The organism is Streptomyces sp. PA03-6a (genome assembly GCF_033792765.1).
Classification (GTDB): Bacteria; Actinomycetota; Actinomycetes; order Streptomycetales; family Streptomycetaceae; genus Actinacidiphila.
This window is the reverse complement of the sequence record NZ_JARAVK010000542.1, coordinates 1-1739: the sequence shown is the minus strand read 5'-3', so window position 1 is coordinate 1739 and position 1739 is coordinate 1. Positions and strand designations below refer to the sequence as shown.

Here is a 1739-nt window from a genome sequence, read left to right as displayed (position 1 = left end):
CGGCGGGTCAGCACGGCGAAGGCGGTGACCCGGCCGGCGTCGGCGGTGACGGTCACGTTGACGTCACCGCTGAGCACGGTGTCGGCGAAGCGCGCCAGCTCGCCCTTGAACAGCAGGGTCCAGGGCCCTCCTTCGGGGCCCCGTACGTCGATGTCGCCCCAGCGGCCGCCCACCCGGGGCGGCGCGGCCAGGGCCCGCAGCGCGGCCTGCCGCAGCGACCAGCCGACCGCCGAGGCGCCGCCGGCCGGCAGCCGCAGCGCCTCGGGGCCGTGCCAGGCCACCAGCCTCCGGAAGGAGTCCACGTGGACGTCGCAACTGCCCACCCGCACCACGGTCCTGCCCTCCGCGGACGCCCGCGCCGATTCCTCAGGCATGGACCGGCCGCCCTTCGGCCAGCATGTGCTCGACCATCGCGACGAGGTTCCCGACGGTCAGCCGCTCCAGCATCCGGTCGAGGGTGAGTCTCCCCGCCCAGACCTCGGGGTCGAGTTGCGGCATGACGACGACCAGCCTTTCCAGACCGCGCCGGCTGATGATTCCGTTCGCGTCGCAGAATTCCTCGTCCGGGACCTCGCCCTGGAGATAACGGCCGCACCGTTCGACGGAGAGGACCACCGGGACACAGCATTCGATCCGGAAGAACACGTCGAGCAGGTCGAGCGATTCCAGGCCGAGGTCGGAGGCGAAGGCGAGATCGGGATGGTATTTCTCCGGGTCGATTCCCATCGCCTCCACGACGACGGACCGCACCAATTCCTCGACGTCATAGCGAGGCATGCGCATCACTCCCATCCGGCAGCTCGGCCGGCCGCGGCTTCGGGGCCTTCCCCCACCAGATCCGCCGACCGCCCCGGACCGGACACCTCGCCCCCCGGGCACCGCCCACAGGGCGCCGGCCCGGACGGCGGCACGGGCTCGCCCTCCTCCGCGGCCGCCAGCGCGCGGCGCAGTCTGCGCAGGCAGCGGGTGCGGATGGGGCCGACCGAGCCCAGCGACATGGACAGCGCCGAGGAGATCTCCTCGTACGAGGCCGGCGGGTCCTCCAGCGCCATCTGCAGCACGCCGCGGCACTGGTCCGACAGGCCGTCGATGGCCCGCAGGACCTCTTCCTTGCGGTGCGCCCGCAGGGTGATCTGCTCGGGGCTCTCGTGGTGGCCGGACAGGACCTCGAGGGTCTGGCTGTCCCCCACCATGACGAGTCGCTTTCCCCGTGTGACCACTTTGAGGGATTCACGCCTCGCCACGGTGGCGAGCCAGTCACCGATCCGGTCCGGGTCGCGAATGCGGTCCACATTCTGCACCAGCCGGAACCAGGTCAACTGCCGTACGTCCTCGGCGTCCACGTCGTTCATCCGGTGGCTCCGGATGACGGACCAGACGAGCCGGCCGAATCGCTCGACCATCTCGTCCCAGGCCGTTTGTTCCCCTCGCGCACACCCCGCCAGAAGCTCCGCATTCCCCTTCCGGGTCATTGGGATTCCTCCGTCTGGAAATTGCCGGACTTTCGACGGGTGCGTATTCCATGCAACCCGGCGCGGGGGTTTGCGGGCAAGCGGTGCCCGCTGTCAGCAAGCGGCCTGGCCGCACCTGGACAGCGGTGCGTCCGGTGCGCGGGCCGGGGCACGGTGGCGCACGCCTGGGCACGCCCCGCGGCGGCACCGCACGTGTGCGGTGCCGCGGGTGCACCGACCCTCCCTAGGCCGCCGAGGGCGCGGGGCGTGCCCAGGCGTGCGCCACCG

The 1739-nt window shown here is 71.8% G+C and carries 3 protein-coding genes; all 3 read right to left on the bottom strand.

Annotated features, from left to right (window positions below; genetic code table 11):
* On the bottom strand, positions 1-374 hold a 374-nt coding region (locus PV350_RS46485), incomplete at its 3' end, for a hypothetical protein (protein ID WP_500339293.1).
* On the bottom strand, positions 367-777 hold the full coding sequence (locus tag PV350_RS46480) for an acyl carrier protein (protein ID WP_499513984.1): 411 nt from the start codon (positions 775-777) through the stop codon (positions 367-369). The genes PV350_RS46485 and PV350_RS46480, both read right to left, overlap by 8 nt.
* 5 nt (positions 778-782) lie before the next feature.
* Complete coding sequence (locus PV350_RS46475) at positions 783-1403, bottom strand: sigma-70 family RNA polymerase sigma factor (RefSeq protein ID WP_499513983.1); 621 nt, start codon at positions 1401-1403, stop codon at positions 783-785.
* Positions 1404-1739: the final 336 nt, after the last annotated feature.

What these genes read in the sequence shown, in the direction of transcription:
- PV350_RS46480 (WP_499513984.1), bottom strand. Translation starts at nt 777, where the DNA reads ATGCCTCGCTATGACGTCGAGGAATTGGTGCGGTCCGTCGTCGTGGAG.
- PV350_RS46475 (WP_499513983.1), bottom strand. Translation starts at nt 1,403, where the DNA reads ATGGTCGAGCGATTCGGCCGGCTCGTCTGGTCCGTCATCCGGAGCCAC.